The 17,777-nt window shown below is 70.6% G+C and carries 19 protein-coding genes; 14 read left to right on the top strand and 5 right to left on the bottom strand.

Annotated features, from left to right (window positions below; genetic code table 11):
- Positions 1–29: 29 nt before the first annotated feature.
- A complete protein-coding gene (locus tag NLX94_RS06485) occupies positions 30–230 on the bottom strand; it encodes a hypothetical protein (RefSeq protein WP_254381621.1) in 201 nt (66 codons plus the stop codon).
- Between the two features lie 620 nt (positions 231–850).
- On the opposite strand from NLX94_RS06485, the gene NLX94_RS06480 reads away from it, so the two are divergent.
- From NLX94_RS06480 to NLX94_RS06450, 7 genes are all read left to right on the top strand, one after another.
- Positions 851–1,207 carry an STAS domain-containing protein gene (locus NLX94_RS06480; protein ID WP_254381620.1) on the top strand — a complete coding sequence of 119 codons (357 nt, stop codon included), beginning with the start codon at positions 851–853 and terminating at the stop codon, positions 1,205–1,207.
- Between the two features lie 65 nt (positions 1,208–1,272).
- Positions 1,273–1,872, top strand: coding sequence for a hypothetical protein (locus NLX94_RS06475; RefSeq protein WP_254381619.1), 600 nt, complete (start codon positions 1,273–1,275; stop codon positions 1,870–1,872).
- Positions 1,873–2,181: 309 nt separating this feature from the next.
- Entirely contained in the window at positions 2,182–2,898 is a 717-nt protein-coding gene (locus tag NLX94_RS06470; RefSeq protein WP_254381618.1) for a GAF and ANTAR domain-containing protein, read from the top strand.
- A gap of 401 nt (positions 2,899–3,299) precedes the next feature.
- A complete protein-coding gene (locus NLX94_RS06465) occupies positions 3,300–3,896 on the top strand; it encodes a hypothetical protein (protein ID WP_254381617.1) in 597 nt (198 codons plus the stop codon).
- A gap of 137 nt (positions 3,897–4,033) precedes the next feature.
- Entirely contained in the window at positions 4,034–4,303 is a 270-nt protein-coding gene (locus NLX94_RS06460) for a hypothetical protein (RefSeq protein WP_254381616.1), read from the top strand.
- A gap of 284 nt (positions 4,304–4,587) precedes the next feature.
- Positions 4,588–5,073 (top strand): Crp/Fnr family transcriptional regulator, encoded by a 486-nt coding sequence (locus tag NLX94_RS06455; protein WP_254381615.1) that lies wholly within the window; start codon positions 4,588–4,590, stop codon positions 5,071–5,073.
- Positions 5,074–5,116: 43 nt separating this feature from the next.
- Positions 5,117–5,806 carry a response regulator transcription factor gene (locus NLX94_RS06450; RefSeq protein WP_254381614.1) on the top strand — a complete coding sequence of 230 codons (690 nt, stop codon included), beginning with the start codon at positions 5,117–5,119 and terminating at the stop codon, positions 5,804–5,806.
- A 9-nt stretch (positions 5,807–5,815) separates the two neighbouring features.
- Here NLX94_RS06450 and NLX94_RS06445 read toward each other — a convergent pair whose 3' ends face one another.
- A complete protein-coding gene (locus NLX94_RS06445; protein WP_254381613.1) occupies positions 5,816–7,531 on the bottom strand; it encodes a GAF domain-containing protein in 1,716 nt (571 codons plus the stop codon).
- Between the two features lie 337 nt (positions 7,532–7,868).
- Here NLX94_RS06445 and NLX94_RS06440 point away from each other — a divergent pair, with 337 nt between their 5' ends.
- Positions 7,869–8,531, top strand: a complete 663-nt coding sequence (locus NLX94_RS06440) for a CBS domain-containing protein (RefSeq protein ID WP_254381612.1) — start codon at positions 7,869–7,871, stop codon at positions 8,529–8,531.
- Positions 8,489–8,725 carry a hypothetical protein gene (locus tag NLX94_RS39575; RefSeq protein WP_374683923.1) on the top strand — a complete coding sequence of 79 codons (237 nt, stop codon included), beginning with the start codon at positions 8,489–8,491 and terminating at the stop codon, positions 8,723–8,725. Before NLX94_RS06440 ends, NLX94_RS39575 begins: the two co-directional genes overlap by 43 nt.
- 105 nt (positions 8,726–8,830) lie before the next feature.
- Here NLX94_RS39575 and NLX94_RS06430 read toward each other — a convergent pair whose 3' ends face one another.
- Positions 8,831–9,199, bottom strand: coding sequence for a hypothetical protein (locus NLX94_RS06430; RefSeq protein ID WP_254381611.1), 369 nt, complete (start codon positions 9,197–9,199; stop codon positions 8,831–8,833).
- Between the two features lie 724 nt (positions 9,200–9,923).
- Here NLX94_RS06430 and NLX94_RS39295 point away from each other — a divergent pair.
- Both NLX94_RS39295 and NLX94_RS06420 read left to right on the top strand, forming a co-directional pair.
- Positions 9,924–11,117 carry a barstar family protein gene (locus NLX94_RS39295; RefSeq protein ID WP_254381610.1) on the top strand — a complete coding sequence of 398 codons (1,194 nt, stop codon included), beginning with the start codon at positions 9,924–9,926 and terminating at the stop codon, positions 11,115–11,117.
- Between the two features lie 213 nt (positions 11,118–11,330).
- The gene (locus NLX94_RS06420; protein WP_254381609.1) at positions 11,331–12,659 is read left to right on the top strand and encodes an FG-GAP-like repeat-containing protein; all 1,329 of its coding nucleotides are present in this window, start codon (positions 11,331–11,333) and stop codon (positions 12,657–12,659) included.
- A 637-nt stretch (positions 12,660–13,296) separates the two neighbouring features.
- Here the strand turns inward: NLX94_RS06420 and NLX94_RS06415 are convergent.
- Complete coding sequence (locus NLX94_RS06415; RefSeq protein ID WP_254381608.1) at positions 13,297–13,452, bottom strand: hypothetical protein; 156 nt, start codon at positions 13,450–13,452, stop codon at positions 13,297–13,299.
- Positions 13,453–13,641: 189 nt separating this feature from the next.
- Between NLX94_RS06415 and NLX94_RS06410 the strand changes: the two genes are divergently transcribed.
- Both NLX94_RS06410 and NLX94_RS06405 read left to right on the top strand, forming a co-directional pair.
- Positions 13,642–14,232, top strand: coding sequence for a DUF5994 family protein (locus NLX94_RS06410; RefSeq protein WP_254381607.1), 591 nt, complete (start codon positions 13,642–13,644; stop codon positions 14,230–14,232).
- Positions 14,233–14,375: 143 nt separating this feature from the next.
- Positions 14,376–14,810, top strand: coding sequence for a GNAT family N-acetyltransferase (locus tag NLX94_RS06405; protein WP_254381606.1), 435 nt, complete (start codon positions 14,376–14,378; stop codon positions 14,808–14,810).
- A gap of 342 nt (positions 14,811–15,152) precedes the next feature.
- Here NLX94_RS06405 and NLX94_RS06400 read toward each other — a convergent pair whose 3' ends face one another.
- The gene (locus NLX94_RS06400; protein ID WP_254381605.1) at positions 15,153–16,121 is read right to left on the bottom strand and encodes a D-alanyl-D-alanine carboxypeptidase family protein; all 969 of its coding nucleotides are present in this window, start codon (positions 16,119–16,121) and stop codon (positions 15,153–15,155) included.
- A gap of 385 nt (positions 16,122–16,506) precedes the next feature.
- Here NLX94_RS06400 and NLX94_RS06395 point away from each other — a divergent pair, with 385 nt between their 5' ends.
- Positions 16,507–17,490 (top strand): PI-PLC domain-containing protein, encoded by a 984-nt coding sequence (locus NLX94_RS06395; protein WP_254381604.1) that lies wholly within the window; start codon positions 16,507–16,509, stop codon positions 17,488–17,490.
- Positions 17,491–17,777: the final 287 nt, after the last annotated feature.

The raw sequence follows: 17,777 nt of genomic DNA, 5'->3' as shown, positions 1-17,777 counted from the left end.
TCTGAGCGTGGGGGTGCGTGGTGCTCTGGTCAGAACGTCTCGTCGTGCAGGTCCTCTTCGCGCAGCAGGTCGTCCTCGCGACGGCGCGAGGTCTCCTTCTCGCCGGGCTTCTGTCCCTGCTCGCCGGACGACTTGCCCGGCTGGGTGCGCGCCGGGTCTCCGGGGCGATGGTGCTCCTGCGCCTCGCGGCCCTTACCCGACTCCTTGCGTTTGTCCTGCCTACCGCCCATGACGGCGACTCCTCTTGATGCGGGGGGGGTGGGGTACGGATTCCTCCCGGACCACGCTGACACGCACAGTGACGGTCTGCATCATTTCGACTACGGAGCGAGGCACACGGGTGACGTCCGTCCCCGGTGTGGCGGCGTCGGGAGGCGAACCATCCGTTTCGTCCTGGGTCGAGCTGCCCCCGGCGACGTCGGTGATCGAGCTTCATCCCCGCGTCCACGTCCTCGACGCCCCCGAACCCGGATTCGGATCGTTTCCGCGCCCGCTCGCAGCAGGGGCGCAAGTCGGTCAAGCCCGCGCGCCGGTCGGCAACCAGCCAGAGGAGGCCTGCTTGCGCCCCTCCGCCGGCACCGGTACCGGGCTATGCTGCGAACAGAACGTCCCCGTTCCAGACCCTGACGGCGCGTTGCCTGCAACAGATCTCCGCGTCGCCGCCGGACTCACGATCCGCCGGCCCCGACGCATCCGAGGGCATGGTTCGTCCCCATCCTGGAACGCAGGCTGCCGGACCGGCCCTGCCCGCCGCGCGCGCACATCCGCACCGGGAAGTGACCGGAGGGGAGCCGGGGAGTCCGGCGCCGACCGGTACTGCCCGGCTGGTCCCGAACCGAGGCGCCCCATCATGCGTGTCCCCGATCCGAACGCCCCCAGGTACGACGAGAACAGCCGGGTTCTGATCGCTCCGGCCGGTGAGCTCGACATCTCCACCGTCCATTCGCTGCGCGCGTCACTGGCGCGATGCCTGGACGACGGCGTCCGTACCATCGACATCGACCTGTCCGCCGTCACCTTCTGTGACGGCAGTGGCCTGAGCGTCCTCCTTTCATCGTGGTGGCGGATCACGGCGGCCGGAGGAGTCCTGAGGCTGCACCACCCGCCGCCCGCACTGGTCCGGATCATCCACATCACCCGTTCCGGTTTCCTGCTCGGCGACCGTCCCGCTCCCGCCCTCCCCGCCGCCCCGGGCGGTGCGCTGTGACGGACACGTCGCCGCTGGGGCGTTCTCAGAGGGGCCGCCGCGGGGCTCCGTACGGACCCGCCGACATGACCTCGATCCGCCTGCGGCGGCTGAACCGATGGCAGGCCGAGGGACTGAGGGAGGACGTGTCGGACCTGTACGTGGAGTCCTCCCACCCGTTGGCGGGTACGGCCCACAGCAGCCGGGAAGCCTTCCTGCACCGCCTGACGGGCGATGTCCGGCAGCCCGGATTCGCCATGCTGGTCGCCGAGCGGGCCACCTTGCTCGGATGCGTCTTCGGCTTCCCCCTGCGGCGCGACGGCTCCTGGTGGAGGGGGTTCCTCGGGCCCCTTCCCCGGGACATCGAGCAACTCACCGCCTCCGGCCACGTATTCGCCGTCACCGACGTCGTGGTGGCCCCGCACGAACAGGCCCTCATCCTCGGCCGACGGCTGCAGGAGCGGCTGCTGGACGACCATCGCGCATCGCTCGGCGCCACCCTGGTGCCCGAGTCCGACGTCAGGAGCGTGGCGGCCTTCCTGTCCTGGGGATGGCGCGAGGTCGGCGAGGTCCACAGGCCGCCCGGCGCAGGGCTGCACCGGGCGCTGGTACTGCCCCTCGGGAGGGCGCCGGCAGCCGCGTACGGCCAGGGGCTCCCATCCGGCACCCGGCGGCCGGAGCGGTGACGGGTGGCCGGCCGGCCAGGATCCGGGTCCTGGCGCCCGATCTGCGGGCCGGCGGGGAACGGTTCCGATGACCCGTGTTCGCCCTGGAAGCCGTCACCGCCGGCGCGGTGGCGGTGTTCGCGTTCCCCTTGCGGATCGGTGGGATCAGCCCCGGAGTGCTGGACCTCTACTCCGGTGCGCCGGTCGCCTATGCCCACGGACGGCGGCTCGCCGACGTGGTGGCCCGCAGGCTGCGGTTCTCGCCGGACCCGGGACGCGGACGAGGAACGGAGCGCCGCCGACGATGCCTGACAACAGAAGGTGTACACGATGAACGAGCAGCTCCTCGCCAAGGCATTCGTCGAACTTGCGGACAACTTGGTCGCGGACTTCGACCTGATCGACTTCCTCCGCATACTGACCGACAGATGTGTCGGCATGCTCGATGTGAACGCGGCCGGCGTACTCCTCGCGGACCGAAACGGTGAACTCCGCGTGATGGCCGCCTCCGACGAGCAAGTCCGCCTGCTCGAACTGTTCCAGCTCCAGAACGACGAAGGCCCGTGCCTGGAGTGCTTCCACACCGGCGCACCCGTCACCATCCCGGACCTGAGCACGGAAACCGCCCGCTGGCCACGCTTCGCCGCGCAGGCCCGCCACAGCGGATACTCCGCTGTCCAGGCCCTGCCGATGCGCCTGCGGGACGAGGTCGTCGGAGCACTGAACCTGTTCCGCGCCCTCCCCGGACCCTTCGATCCGGCCGCCACGCCCGTCGCTCAGGCCCTGGCCGACGTCGCCACCATCAGCCTCCTGCAGCAGCGCTCCTCCCAGCAGAGCACCGTCCTCAACGAACAGTTGCAGACCGCGTTGAACAGCCGTGTGCTGATCGAGCAGGCCAAGGGCAAGCTCGCCGAACGCCAGGGCATCGGCATGGAGGAGGCCTTCACGGCACTTCGCAGCTACGCCCGCGAGCACAACCGGCGCCTGTCCGAGCTGGCCGGCGCCTTCATCGACGGAACCGAACCCCTCGCCGGCCCGATCGGCTGACCTTCAGTGCGCTTCTTCGCGGTCGTCGTCGTAGCCGCGGTGGTCGCCCTGACGGCCCGAGCCGCCCCGCCGTCCGCGGTGGCCAGGGCTTCATCCGCAGCGTAGTCCTGCGAGGAGTCCGGCTGCAGTCTTCGGGCCCATTGACAGGCGACACCGCCCGGCGTTGACTGACGCAGACGGTGTTGGGCCGTACCACCCGGGAAAGCTCCGGAGCCAAGCCTTCCACCCTCCGCTTCGCCCGGACCCCGCGGAACGCAGGTACCACCTCCTGTGACCGCTGTGCAGGTCCCGGCCATGCCCTTCCGGAATCTCCTCCTGCCGGCACCGATGCGCCATCAACCGAGGAGAGTCGACGGTATGCCGCACAACGACTTACGAGCCGGGAACGTCGGGGGGCCGCCGTGTCCGGGGCCGTGATCATCATCGCGGCCCTCGTCGCCGCGACGCTCGTCGCCGTGACGGTCATCCTCGTGGCCACGCTCGGCCACCGCCGGATCGGGCGCGGTCTGCAACGGCGCTTCGGCCCCGAGTACGAACGCCTCGTGACCCGCCACGAAGGTGACACCGAGGCCGCGGACCGAGAACTCGGCGAGCGCCTGAAGCAGCACGGTTCCGTCAGGGAACGGCCGCTTTCATCGGCTTCCCGGGAGCAGTACGCGGCCCAATGGGCCGGTATCCAGAAGCGGTTCGTCGAATCCCCGCAGGAGGCGGTCGCCGAGGCCGACACGCTGTTGGCACGCCTGGCGTCGGACCGGGGCTTTCCGGTCGGCGGGCCGTTCGAAGAGCAGCTCGCCGCGCTCTCCGTGCACCACGCGAAGCACGTCGACGGCTATCGCGGCCTGCACGGGGCCGTCCACGGCCGAGGCAGCACGGAGCAGAACCGCAGGGCCATGACCGGGGCCCGGAACCTCTTCGACGCCCTGGTCGCACGGCATCCGGCCGACTCGGGCCGGCACCGTCCGCAGCGTCAGCACGCCGAGGGAAGTGGCACGCGATGATTTACGACCAGGAACGCGCACGGCAATCCCCGGCCCGGACCCCGCTCCCCAGGCGGCTCGACCCCCGCGGGGGCCCGGCTCCTCACGCCTCACCCTCCGAAGGGCCGCCCGAGGCCCGCACAGACACCCCGGTCCCGGTGTCACTGCTCGCGCAGAGCGACCGGGACAGGCTGACCCTGCACCTCCAACACGCCCTCGGCACCTTCGTCCACAGCCCGCGCGAAGCGGTCGAGGAAGCCGACACCACCTTCGCCGATGCCACCACCCGCGTCACGGCCGCACTCGTGGAACGCCGGCGCGCCATCGGCTCGACCCACCAGGACCGCGGCACCGAAGCCGAGACGGAAGACCTACGGCTCGCCCTGCGCCAGTACCGGGAGATCATCTTGCGGCTGCTGCGCATGTGAGCGCCCCTGCTCCGACCGGCCCCTGACAGCCGGCGGGAACGGCCCATCCTCCCCGATCAGCCGCCCCGCCGGCCTCTCGCCGTCACCACACGAACGAAGCGTGCGGTCCCGGACTCCCCGACCGCGCGGCGGCCCTGCGCCAGAGCATGTGCGACCAGCCCTACTGATCGCCCGCCCTGGGCGGTACGGGTGGGCCTTGTGGGGCGGGGAAGGTACCGAACGGCCCTTCCCGGGCCGGCCGCCATGGGCGGAGGGTGGAGACCGGACCCGAACGGAGAACCGCCATGAGCACCTCTTCCTTCCACCGGCTCACCTCCTCCCCCAACGTCTTCTCCCGCGCCTTCTCCCCGGAGCACCGCGGCAGCCTGTCGGCCCTTGCTCACGAGGTGGACTTCCCCGTCGGCGCGCGCCTGTTCAACCAGGGCGGACACGCCGCCCGGTTCTGGGTCCTCAGGTCGGGCAACGTGGGCATGGATGTGCACGTACCCGGTCGGCAGGCCGCGGTGGTCGAGACCGTCGGCCCCGGCGAGCTCGTCGGCTGGTCCTGGCTGTTCTCTCCCTACACCTGGCACTTCGGCGCCGAGGCCATGACGCCGGTGCGCACCGACGAGTTCGATGCCACCGCCGTGCGCGAGCTGATGGACGCCGACCCCGCGCTCGCCTCCGCGATGTGGCAGTGGGTGGGTCAGGTGCTCGCCCACCGGCTCGTCTCCGCCCACGTCCGGCTGCTCGACCTGTACGCGCCCCACGGCAGCGGAAGCCACATCTGAGACAATTGTTCCCAGACGTATCCGACCCGAGGGTGTGGCGTGGATGTCCGATGCACCAGCTGCTGCCCCGGCGCCCATCCGGGTGTTCCTCCTCGACGACCACGAGGTCGTCCGGCGCGGGCTGCACGACCTGCTGGACTCCGAGCCGGACATCGAGGTGGTGGGCGAGGCGGCGACGGCCGCCCAGGCCCTCGCCCGGGGGCCCGCCCTGCGGCCCGACGTAGCCGTGCTCGATGTCCGGCTGCCCGACAGCGACGGCATCACCGTCTGCCGTGAGCTGCGCTCGCGCATGCCGGGCCTCGCCTGTCTCATGCTGACGTCCTTCGACGACGAGGAGGCCCTCCTCGACGCCATCATGGCCGGAGCGGCCGGGTACGTGCTGAAGCAGATCAAGGGCTCCGACCTGGTCGCGGCAGTCCGGACGGTGGCAACGGGCCAGTCGATGCTCGACCCTGCGACCACCGCCCGCCTGATGAGTTCACTCCGGGACCCGACCGCCGGGAAGCCGCCCGGGGACAAGCGGCTGACGGTGCTCTCCGAGCGGGAGCGCGCCGTGCTGGAGCTCATCGGAGAGGGCCTCACCAACCGCCAGATCGGCAAACGGCTCTTCCTGTCCGAGAAGACGGTCAAGAACCACATCTCGCGGCTGCTGGCCAAGCTGGGCGTCGAACGCCGCGTGCAGGCCGCCGTCATCGCCGCCGAGGTGCGCGAGCACGACGGAACCGGCCGCTGAGGCCCGAGCTCACCGGGAAGGTCGAATCGAGATCCGCCAGTCCAGTCGGGTTCCGCCACCGTCCGGGCGCGGCGAGACGGCCAGCCCGCCTCCGCGGGCCTCGGCGCGCTCCGCGAGGTTGCGCAGACCGCTCCGACGGCCCCCCTCCGCGACACCCACACCATCGTCACTCACCGTAACGGTCAGTACGCCGTCCGCCAGGACGATCGCGACCTCCGCCCGCGCCGCCCGCGCGTGCCGGGCCGTGTTGGTCAGGGCCTCTCCGAGCACAGCCACCACATCGTCGGCGACCGGCACCGGCACATCGGTGTCGATCAGCCCCTCCATGCGCAGGGCGGGCGCGAAACCGAGCAGCGCCGCCGCCTCACCCACGGCCCGCACCGCGCGCACCCGGAGTCTCGGGGTACCGCCCGCCACCTCGTGGTCGCGGAGTCCGAAGATGGTCGTACGGATCGTCTTGATCGTCTCGTCCAGGTCGTCGATCGCACGGTCCAGCCGCTCGGAAGCCTCCGGATGCTCCACAAAGCGTCGGGCGCTCTGCAGGGTCATCCCCGTCGCGAAGAGCCGCTGGATCGCCAGGTCGTGCAGGTCGCGGGCGATCCGGTCACGGTCCGCGAGCAGGCTCACCTGCTCGCTGTCCCGGCGCCGGTCGGCCAGCTCCAGCGCCAGGGCCGCCTGCCCCGCGAAGCCGGGCAGGGGCGCGACCTCGGCCGCGGCGAACGCCGGCCGCCCGGTACGCCGCGCAAGCATCAGCACCCCCCGCAACTTCGCCTTGGTACCCACCGTGACGGCCACGGCCGGCCCGAAGCCCGTCCAGACGTCCGGCTGCGCCGCGACCCGGGCGTCGGTGGCCACATCGGCCAAGGTGACCAGTCCGTCCCGCGCCAGGGCGACCGCGGCCAGGATCCCCTCGCTGCCGGGCAGCACGATCCCGCGGTGCGCTTCGGCTCCCTCGCCCAAGGCGAGCGAGCCGCGCAGCTCGCCGCCGGGCCCCACCTGGTAGAAGACGCACATCTCGGCCGAGATGATGTCCCGTGCCCGCTCCAGCATGCCCTCCAGCACCTCGATCTCGGATGAGCCCGACAGCAGCGCGCTCGTGAAATCGGAACTGGCCGCCAGCCAGCGCTCCCGTAGCCGGACCTCCTCATACAGACGGGCGTTGTCCACGGCGACGCCCGCGGCAACGGCGAGGGTGGACAAGACCTCCTCGTCTTCCGCGTCGAAGCCCTTCCCGCCCCGCTTCTCCGTCAGGTACAGATTGCCGAACACCTCGTCCCGGACCCGGATCGGTACGCCGAGCAAGGAGCGCATGGGCGGGTGATGCTCGGGAAAGCCGGCCGAGGCCGGGTGCTCCGAGAGGTCACCCAGGCGCAGTGGCCCCGGGTGCCTGTTCAGCTCGCCCAGCAGTCCGCGGCCGGCGGGAAGGGAACCGATCCGCGCCCGGAGCTGGTCACTGATACCCACCGGGATGAACTCGGCGAGTTTTTCGTCGTCCCCGACCACGCTCAGCGCGCCGTACTCCGCGTCCACGAGGACGACCGCGGCCTCCACGATCCCGCGCAGAACCTGGGCCAGGTCCAGCTCCTGCCCCAGCGACATGACCGCCTCCAGCAGGCCCGTCAGCCGGTCACGGGTACCCCGCGCGTCACTGATCTCCGCCTGGAGCGCGTCCAGCCTCGGCTGCGGACTCCGGCTCGCCGGCGCATCGCGTTCGTCCCCGCCCATGGACACCTCCGCCGGCATCGAGGGGCTCTGCGCACCAGCCCGGTCTTCAGCGTAGTCCCCTGTCGGCCGGTCACGGCCGGAACCCTGGGTGACGGGCATGAGGGGTCGGATCGTCGCGAATCCGGGCAGGCCGTTGCCCACCGGCCTCCGGGCGATGCGCTCGGGACCGCTCACCACGACGACGGGGCAGCGAGCCTGCGCGGTGACGCCGGGGACCGGTCAGTCCTGGCACAGGGCCCGTTCGGCACTCGCACCGCAGGCGGACGCGGCGGATGGTGGCTGGTGAGGGCGCTCCACAAGATGCGCTCACTGGCCGAAGCCGACAGGAGGGCCGCAGATGAAGCACGCCAAGGTCGGCTTCCTGATGACCGACGAGGTCGTCTCGGTCGTCGGGAGGACTCCGTGCGCGGATGTGGCCGCGCTGCTCGTCGAACACGACATCAGCGGCGTGCCGGTCCTGGACGCGGACGAACGCGTCCTCGGGGTCATTTCGCGGGCCGATCTGCTCGTCCAAGACGACCTCGCCGCTCAAGACTTGATGACCGCGCCGGCCGTCACGGTCCACGCCGAACAGACCGTCACCGAGGCCGCCCGCCTCATCGCCCGACGCGGCGTATCGCGGCTGCCGGTCGTCGACGAGGAGGACCCTCTGGTCGGCATCGTGACCCGACGGGACCTGCTGCGCGTGTTCCTCCGCCCTGACCACGAGATACGCCGCGTGCTGGTCGAGGACGTGCTGGCGGACACGATGGGTATCGGTGCCGATGCCGTGGGCGTGCGTGTCGTCGACGGGGTCGTCACCTTGGACGGCCGACTGTCCAAGAGCAGCCAGATTCCCGTAGCGCTCCGGCTCGCCGGACAGTTGGACGGCGTGGTCGCGGTCATCGACCGGCTCACGGCCCACTCCAACGACACCCGCACCCGCACCGCTCCGCCGGCTTCGCGTTCCGGCGGCGCATGCGCCTGGTCCCCTTCGAGAAAGTCGTCCCCGACGACCTGAAGATCGACAATCTCGCCGGCGAAAAGGACCTCACCGGCCCCGCACCCGTCCGCATCGCCACCAACGCCTACGCGGAGACCGAGGACCGCACCGGCCGCCGGCAGCAAGGGCCGCAAAACCGACCGCTCGGAACGCCCCGCGCAGCAAGCGGACGTCCAAGCAGGATTCCCGGGCAGGTGGTCGTCGCTCCTTGAGGACGATTGTCCCAGCCTGAGTCGCTTCAGTCGCCAACAGGCAGCCGCACGTCGCTGAACTGCGGTTCTCTCCAGCGACTCCATGAGGACGTCGGTGTACCTGGCCTACTGATGCTCTTCCATACGGATGACACGCTGTAGTTCGTCGGCCGCGGTGTGGGTCGTGCCTTCGCGTTGCTCCAGCAACGCCGCGGCGATGGCGTCCAGCTTCCGTTGCACGGCACGCGCGTCACGGCGCTCGGTGTTCGTCAGCAGCGCGAGCAAGAACAGGCTGACGGCTGCCAAGACGTCCCCGGCGAAGATCAACCAGGGCAACGGCAGGTGCAAGAGGTGCATGGCGACCATGCCCAGGAGCAGAAGCACGCACAGGGCGGAGAACAGGGGCGAGCCAGTGACGTTCGATGCCCGCTCGGAGAAGGCGGCGAACAGGTCGCGCCCGGTGCCGCCCCGGTCGGCAGGATGTTCAGTGGTCATGACCACATGTTCCCCTTCCGATGGGCGCCGGTGGGGGACTCCGGCCCGCCCGGGCGCGTGGCGGAACAGCAGGACGCTGCTTGCTCCTGCCTGGTCAGGGGCCGTTCGCGGGGGGGGTGCGGTTCCTTTGAAGGGAAGGGTGCGCGCTGGGCAGGTCGTGGCTATGAAGCGTCGGCGTAGGCGAGGTGGGTGCCGCAGACGGTGCAGCGGAACAGCATGGCGCTTGCCCCCTGGCCGAGGTGGGTCAGGAAGCTCTCGAGCTGTGACGTGTCGTGCCAGCCGCCCATCCGGAGGTTGAGGTTGATGGCCCGTTTCGGACGGTGGAGTCCGTACCGATGACCACGCTGGACCGTGCGAAGGCGGCAGCCCGCCCGGACCGACGTGCGAAGGCAGACCCGGACGAGCTCCACCAACCAGCCTGCCAGGACCGCACACCTGTACGCGGCGGCCACGCTGGTTCGGGAAGCGGGTCCCGTCCCGCGGCCTACGGGGCGCTCTCGTAGACGACGGTCGTGTTCGGGCAGTCTTCCGCGGGCGGCGGAGACCGCGATCAGGGTGTCCGGGCTGTTCTGGTCGTTGGCGTACGCCTCCCGCCGCGCCGGCGACCTCGGCGCTTGTTCGACTGGCGGGGAGCGTCATTCCAAGCACGCGATATTCGGAGGGCTTCGGCGTCAGCGAGCCGTAGGGTTGGCGCGCCAAGACAGCCTGGTAGCAATGGAGAAGCGTGCGGTCTGAGGAACATGTGGGGTGGGAGCGGGACTTCCCGGTCCGGTATCTCCTGGTGCGGGACGACATCAGCGGTGAGGAGGAGGCCGCGCTGTGGGGGCGGTGCGCGGAGGTCGAAGGCCTGTTCATGGACGTGCCTCCGCTGCCGCGAGAGGTCCTGACGCTGCGCGGCTGCCCACGCGAGAGCCTGCTGGTCCAGGCCGTGGCGGACAGCGCCGAACCGGTGCGGCTGCTGGGGGAAGGAATGCTCTCGATCGAGCCTGTGGATCCCTCGAACGACGGGCCGGCCCGCTTCTGGGACCTGGAGGACACGACTGTCCTGGCCCACTGGCCCACCCCGGGCGATCCCGGGCGCTGGGACATCGTCGTGGGCACCGGCGTCAGCGAGGACGACTACTGGGGCAGCAAGCGGCTGCCTTCGAGCCCGCGGTTCGACCTGTGGTTCCCCTCGATCCGGGGGGACAGCCCATCGGGCAGTTGCCGTTCCATTGACGGCCTGCTCACCCCGCGCCCGCAGCGACCCACCCAGCCCGTGCACCTGATCGGCTGCGAACCCGCCGCACCGCTTCTGGCCCTGCTGAGTCGTCCCCTTCCACAGAAGGGCGCCCCGATCACGCTCTGGCCCCTCGACCGCCACGGCCGAATGATGACCAGGTACCGCCTCGACCTGCACACCGTCGAGGCACGCCCGTCCGTCCTCGGCGGAGCCTTGATCGACGTCACCATCACCGCCCCTGGCGACGACCGCCCCACTCTGGCCGCCCGCCAAGTCTGGGAGATCTGGTCCGACGGTGTTCCGACCCTGCCCAACCAGTGGGCACAGTTCGACGCCAAAGGCCGGTCCGAGTGGCTGGACCTCACCCGCGTCGGCCCGTACGGGCTGCAGGACCTCTCCGGCGGGACGTACCACCTGGACGGACAGCACGCCACCGACAGGAATGGCTTGCTCCTGGCGCTCGGTGAAGCCCTGCTCGGCCCTGGCGCCAACTACGGCAGAGACCTGGACGATGTGGACGACTGCCTGTGCGGCGGGCTCTCCGTCGTCCCCCCGTTCACCCTCGTCTGGCACCACGCCGACATCGCCCGCCAAGCCCTCGCCGGACACGTCCTGCACCACCTCGGCGGCCTGTCCTACGTCGAGGTGATCGTGGACCTCCTGCGCAAGCGCGGCGTCACCGTCGTGCTCCAGTGAGGGAGGCGACGGACAATCCCGGACCCCTTGAAGACAGCGCCTGACCCGCAACCCGGCTCGGGAGCGGCATCCTCGTGCCTCTACTGTGACCGCAATACGCGCCCTGCGAATGGGGCGCGTCGGGGAGGGGTTCATATGCACATGCGAAGAATGATCCGTCTGAGCGCGCCGCTCATCGTCGCGGCCGCGATCGGTACGGTGCTGCCCGCGGGCGTGGCGCAGGCTGCGACCGGTCCGGTCGCCAGCGATTTCAACGGGGACGGGTACCGGGACGTGGCGATTCCCGCGCCGCATGCGGCAGTCGGGAATCTGTCGGCGGCAGGAGCTGTGGTGGTGCTGTACGGCTCGGCCAGCGGGGTTTCTGCTTCCCGTCGGGCTGTGATCACGCAGAACTCACCGGGTGTTCCGGGTACGGCGGCGGCCTGGGACCGGTTCGGCTCCTCGGTCTCGGCCGCGGATCTCGATGGCGACGGGTTCTCCGACCTCGTCGTGGGAACTCCCTGGGAGGACTGGGACGGCTACAGGAACGCGGGAACGGTCACCGTGCTCTGGGGCAGTAAGTCCGGCCTGACCTCGGGCATCAACCTCTACACACCGGGCAGCGGAGAGCATGCCTACGGTGAGGACGTCGCCGCGACCAGTCTCGGCGGCAAGCCGGTGGTCCTGGTCGGGGGGAAGGACAGCCTGCTGCGCTACACGGGGCCGTTCCGGCGCACGGGTCAGGTCGGAAATCGGCAGGTCGTCGAAGTGAGCGGCCGGCAGGTGACTCTCGGCGACCTGAACAAGGACGGCACGGCTGAATCGGTCGTCGTCACGGGCCATGTCCAAGGGTTGGGCGGCGGCCTCGTGTACGTGGATCCGCACAAAACCAGTGACCCGGCCAACGATTTGCCGATGTCGGCCGCCCGCGGGGGCATGCCCGCGATCGGGGACGTCAACGGCGATGGCCACAACGATGTCGTCCTCGGCCACCCGTCCGAGCCCGAAACCGCAGGCGACACGGCGAACATCGGCGGGCGGATCTCCATCTGGTACGGATCGGCACAGGGCATCGGTGTCAGCACCACGCCCGTGCAGCTTTCGCAGAGTTCCGCCGGCATCCCGGGCGTCAACGAGAAGGGTGACCGGTTCGGCAGCTCGGTGGCGGTGGCCGACCTCGACCGGGACGGCAAGGCCGAGATCATCATCGGAGCGCCGGGCGAGGACATCGCCGAAGCCACCGATGCGGGTTCGGTCACCGTCATCCCCGGGATCGCCTCACACAAGCCCGGCGCGGGCGCCTACAACCTGACGCAAGGAACGCCGGGCATCCCCGGAACCTCCGCTACCGGCGACCAGTTCGGCAGCACCCTCTCGGCGGCCGACGTCACCAAGGACGGCCGGCCCGAACTGTTCATCGGCGCGGTGGGCCAGGGCGCCCTGTGGTCCCTGCCGGGCGGCGCCCACGGGCCCACACCCTCGGGCAGCACCCTGATCAGTGCCGACTCCGTCGGCCTCAAGGCAGGCGAGTGGTTCAGCGGCGAAGGCGTACCCGCAAAGTAGCCACCAGGACCACAGGGAGGGCGAGCACCTCCGGCGGGACGCGCCACCAAGGGTCCCGGGACGCGAGCATCCACCTGAACGGCCGACTCGACTCCGACGCGATGGCCCTTTACTCATGACGTCGGACGGCGCTCACTGACGTTCAGAGCCCGTCTGAAGCAGGCGTTGCGTCAGTTCGCGCTGATCGCCGTGGCCGTGGTTGCCCTGATAGAGCTGCCGATGGCCCTGAAGATCGTCAAGCAGTACGAGCAGGGCGTGCTGTTCCGCTTCGGCCGGCTCACCGGGACCCGCGCGGCGGTGCCGACTGCGGTGCGGCGCGCTCAGTGGGTCGCCGCGAGTTCGGCGCCGATCGGACGGGCCGCGGCGCGGATCCGCTGTGCGCTCACGGGCCTGCCTCCCTACTGCCTTCTCAGTACGGCAGGACGCGCCCCGACGGCGTGCGCAAGTCGAGGGGCAGGGGGCGGTGCGGCCGTGGCCGGGGTGCCGAGATCTGGATGCGAGGCATGGCGGATCACCTCTTCGGGAGCGGAACCGGAAGGGGTCCGCACTCCAGAGTCACCCCGTGGGACGTTGGCTCGGCAGGGCCGACGGGACCAGAGGAGGGGGCCGACCGGCCCCCACGTCAGCACGGTCGCCGTCACGTCTTCTGGACGCGCGACGGGTTCGCCCCGGCCAGGTCGTCGTGGCGCGGGCCGCCCGGCACGACCTTCGCGAGGCGGTCGGCCGGCTGTTCCCGCTCGCGCAGGACAGGGTGCGTGGTCGACGTCAGCTGCGCCCTGACCAGGTCGGCCACGCAGACTGCCGGAGCACAAGTCCTCGGCCTCAACGGAAGTACCTGGTCAGAACCCCTTTTGATCTCCGCACCGGAGTAGGATGGAAATACCGGGAGTATTTCGCGCATCGGATGCAACTCAGGTGTCATTTCCGGCGATCAATACGCCGGGCCGTCGAACTGCGAGCGGCCCGGGGACAGGTCTCCACCATGACCGTCACCCTGGACCGCGCCACACCTGCCGCGTCACCCGCGCCGCCCGCTGCCGCGCCTCCTCGCCCCGCCCGCCTGTTGCTCACGCCGAAGACCACCCTCGCCGGGCAGCTGGACGGCGCCTGGTGGCCCCGCTCCCGTGACCTCGCAGCCGAACTTGCCTCTCTCGCCGCTGCCTTGGCAGAGCCCTGGGGGCGCATCACCCGCGTCACCGTGAACCCCACCCGCTGGCCCGTCGTCCCGCCCAAGGTCCCCGTGGCCGGGCACACCGTGCACGTGGGCTGGTTCACCGAACAGGACCCCGACAAGCTGATCCTGCTCTCCTACACCGTCGGTCGCTGGGACCTCCTCGTCGTCCCACCCCAGGCCGCACCCGCCGCCGCGGCCCGGCTGATGGCCGCCGCCGCCGTCCCCGGCAGCGTCCTGACCCCCCGCGCACTGATCGCCGCCGAAGCCGTCATCGGCCGGCGGCCCGACCTCCGGAACAGGGAAGACGCCTGGGAGAGCGAAGGCGGGGCGCGCGCATCCGACATCGGCTCCCTCGCCAGGGTGCCGGTCGGACCGCTGTCCGCCGGCGCCTGGTGGTGAACGTTGCCCTGCCTGGAGTCGTCGGCCACGAGGCCGGGAGCCGGCTGGAGGCCGGCGTGCAGGGCTCCTGCGTCCGCGGATGCCTGTGAGTGTCGCACTCCCGCCGCGGTGGGCGGACAGTTCACGCCCCCTAAGGTCGCCGTATGAAGATCGTCGACCTTGAGCCCGGAGATCCGCGCCTCGCCGCCGTGCTGCCCGTGCTGCGCGAGCTCCGCCCGCATCTCACCGAGGACCTCTTCCATGACGTGTACGCGAAGGGGCACCGGCAGGGGCTGCGCTTCACAGCGGCCTTCGCGGACGACGGGAACGCCGAGCGCTGCCTGGGCGTGGCGGGGTGGCGGGTCGTCGTGAACTCCAGCACCCTGCGCATGCTCTACGTCGACGACCTGGTCGCCGCCGAAGCGGAGCGGTCCGCGGGGGTGGGCAGGGCACTACTGACCCGGCTCGAGGAACGCGCACGGGAGTTGGGGTGCCATGAGCTGTCCCTGGACTCGGGGACCCAGCGTACCGAGGCCCACCGCTTCTACTTCCGCGAGCGCCTGACGGTGACGGCGTTCCACTTCGACAAGCAGCTGTGACCGTACCGCCCGGACTCGGCCCTGGAGAGTGCATGGCCGCATCGGGCGAGGGCCTTGGGACCCTGCGGTATTCGGTGTTCGCCACCGAGCGGTCGGGCCTCAACCAGCAGGTGCCACGAGGCACGAGCCCGTCCACCCGCCTGAGGCAGGTCCGAAGCAGCCCTCCTCAGGAGGTGTGGTGGTCATCGCCAGTCTCATCGGGACCACCATCGAGTGGTACGACAACTCATCCGATCAGAGCTACCACCTGCGGCTTCTCGGCGAACGGGCCACCTGAACCAGCACAGAACCAGCACGGGGTCACGTCGGCCCTCCACCCAGTCCTGCTGCGGCTGCGCCAGGTCAGGTCTGCGGAGTCTGTGCGGCGAGGGCCTGTGGGAGGGCGGCGCGGATGGCGGTGATCAGGGTGCGGCTGGAGTCGAAGGCGGCGGCCATGCCGGCGGTGGGGTTGGTGTCGGCCCGCTGGTGGAGGACGACTCCGAGGATGAGGCGGGGGACGCCCGCCACCTCCTGGGTAGCGGCCCACATGAGGTTGCCGCCGGCCGGGGTGGAGGAGCCGGTCTTCAACCCGATGACCCCGTCCTGCCCGAGGAGCTTGTTGCTGTTGTGTATCTGCACGCCGACGCCGGGGGCCGTGACGGCGGGCGTGGCCACGATCTGACGGAAGGCCTCGTTCTTCATGACGGCGCGGGCCAGCTTCAGCTGATCGGCCGCTGTGCTCATCGTGCTGGACTCGATACCGGAGGCCCCGGTGTAGGTGGTGCGGTCCATGCCGAGTGCCGCGGCGGCCTTGTTCATCTTCTGGACGAACTCTTCCTGGCCGCCCGCGTCCCAGCGGGCCAGGAGCCTGGCGACGTTGTTGCCGGAGGGCAGCATCATGAGTTCCAGGAGTTGGCGCTGGGTGTATTCGCGCCCCGCGACGACGGGGGCGGTCGACTCGACCGAGGAGTAGGACTCGTCGGCCGCCTGCTGGTCGGCGATCACTTTTGCGCCGGGTGCTTCGCCGGGCATCGGGTGGCCGGCGAGGATCACGTAGGCGGTCATGACCTTGGTGACACTGGCGATCGGTACCGGCGTCTGCTCGCCCTTGGTGCCGAGGCTGCCGATCCCCTCGACTTCCGCGCTCGCCTGGCCTTCCGTCGGCCACGGCAGGTCCATCGACATGGCCAGGGAGGTCACGAAGGCAGCCTTCGGGCTGGGGTGCTCGTCGCCGCCGAAGGCGTACCAGGTGCCCGCGCCGGTCACCAGGACGGCGGACAGCGAGAGGGCGAGCGACCTGCGCAAGCCGGAGCGGCAGCGGGTGGCGGACATGGGGGGCACCTCCGGAAAGGAACGAGTGCGGTTCCCGCACCCGAATTCACCTTCGAGGAGACGTGCTTCCGGACCGGTGCGACCCTGATTCCGCCGCCATGAGGTCCTGTTGCGGTTCTGTTTCAGTCCGGTCCGGGAGCCAGGCCGAGGGTGGCGACCGCGACACCGACTGCACCCGCAACGCCGAGAACGCGCCCTCCCCGCCGACGCGTGCCTCAGGCCGCACCGCGGGCGGATTCGGCCGAGGCCGTCCGAGGGGAGGCATGTCCTCGCCGGACACGGTACCCTCCCGGCCATGTTTGACATGGACACGCCTTCCAAGGGTGGCGCGCCCCTCCGGCGGCCCGGCACCTCATCGGCGCGAAGAAGAGGGCTCCGCCTCTTGGTGTGCCTCTTCCTTCTGGCCCTCCTCTGCGCACCGGGCGCCGCCGCGGCCCCTCCACCCCTCTCCCCCGCCCCCCAGCGGGCGGCGGGCGAGGCCGCCGCCCGCTGGGGCGACCGCCGCCTCGACGAGGCCTCCTTCCTGACCACCCACAACTCCTTCACCAACTACGAGGACTCCCGCTGGAGTTCTGTGAACCAGTCCGAGTCGGTGCGCGCACAGCTCGAGGGCGGTGTCCGCGCCCTGAGCCTGGACACGCACTGGTACGAGCGCAGCACCTGGTTGTGCGTCATCAGCTTCGGCAGCGACTGCTACCCGAGCGACGTCTACCTGTGCCACGGCGAATGCAAGACCTTCGCCGGAGTCACGTACGCGCTCCCGAGGCAGTCCTTCCACGGCACCATGCAGACAGTGGTCGACTTCCTGGCCTCCCATCCGCAGGAGGTGGTGACCGTATTCCTCGAGGACTACGTCAGCGCCGAGCAACTCCGGCAGTCACTCGGCAGGGTCCGCGGGATCGACCCGCTGCTGTTCCGGCCCGACGAGTGGGGCGTACGGCAGCAGGGCTGGCCGAAGGTGGCCGACCTCGTCACCACCGGCAAGCGCCTGATCGTCTTCTCGGACCGGTCCGACCGCGAGCACTTGGGCGTCATGTACGACAGGTCCTGGACCGTGAGCAACTACTGGAGCCTCGGCGACCTGGGCGACGACCTCGCGTGCGTCACCCGCTGGCCCGACGTGCCCCTGGACCGGCAGGAACCCGGATTCCGGCGGCTGTTCACGATGAGCCACCACCGCAACGTGCCCACGGTCCTCACCGCGTCCCTGGACAACGGGGCCAAGCTCAGGAACCGCATCGCGGAGCAGTGCCGGACCGCCAGCGGGGGCCGCACTCCGAACTTCGTCTCCGTCGACTTCCACCGCCTGTCCGACGGCAGCGGACACACCCCCGCCTCGATCGTCGCGGAACTCAACAAAGGCTCCTGAGAAGCGGCGGCGACCGGACCGCGAGCCGCGAACCCGCCACCCGCTACCCGCTACCCGCTACCCGCTACCCGCCGGACCCTCACCCTACGGACTGAGCCTTGCCGGGCCGGCGCCGGACGTCGTCCGTGCCGGCCGGGTGTGAGCCTCCGCGGCACCGCGGCCACCGGTGACGACTCCGGGCCCTGGGCCGGGCCAAGACCTGGGTCGGCCGTGACCCGGCCGGCCGGGCAGCTGAGCCGCCCTACACCGTGCGGCCGACTCGCCGTCCTCCCAAAGGATCAACGGAC

Source organism: Streptomyces sp. TBY4 (genome assembly GCF_024213195.1).
GTDB lineage: Bacteria > Actinomycetota > Actinomycetes > Streptomycetales > Streptomycetaceae > Streptomyces.
The sequence above is the reverse complement of the archived record's forward strand: the minus strand, read 5'-3'. Positions and strand labels throughout refer to the sequence as shown.